Raw genomic sequence first — 709 nt, forward strand, 5'->3', positions numbered from 1 at the left:
CTTCAATAATATTGAAAAAGGAAGAGTATGAGTATTCAACATTTCCGTGTCGCCCTTATTCCCTTTTTTGCGGCATCTTGCCTTCCTGTTTTTGCTCACCCAGAAACGCTGGTGAAAGTAAAAGATGCTGAAGATCAGTTGGGTGCACGAGTGGATTACATCGAACTGGATCTCAACAGCGGTAAGATCCTTGAGAGTTTTCGCCCCGAAGAACGTTTTCCAATGATGAGCACTTTTAAAGTTCTGCTATGTGGCGCGGTATTATCCCGTATTGACGCCGGGCAAGAGCAACTCGGTCGCGCATACACTATTCTCAGAATGACTTGGTTGAGTACTCACCAGTCACAGAAAAGCATCTTACGGATGGCATGACAGTAAGAGAATTATGCAGTGCTGCCATAACCATGAGTGATAACACTGCGGCCAACTTACTTCTGACAACGATCGGAGGACCGAAGGAGCTAACCGCTTTTTTTGCACAACATGGGGGATCATGTAACTCGCCTTGATCGTTGGGAACCGGAGCTGAATGAAGCCATACCAAACGACGAGCGTGACACCACGATGCCTGTAGCAATGGCAACAACGTTTGCGCAAACTATTAACTGGCGAACTACTTACTCTAGCTTCCCGGCAACAATTAATAGACTGGATGGAGGCGGATAAAGTTGCAGGACCACTTCTGCGCTCGGCCCTTCCGGCTGGCTGG

At 47.8% G+C, this 709-nt stretch carries 1 pseudogene; it reads left to right on the top strand.

The window, feature by feature from the left end:
• Positions 1 to 27: 27 nt before the first annotated feature.
• Positions 28 to 709 (top strand): annotated as a pseudogene (gene bla / locus CLG85_RS27145) (class A beta-lactamase); the annotation flags it as partial.

The organism is Alloyangia mangrovi (genome assembly GCF_002300555.2).
Taxonomy (GTDB): Bacteria; Pseudomonadota; Alphaproteobacteria; order Rhodobacterales; family Rhodobacteraceae; genus Salipiger; species Salipiger mangrovi.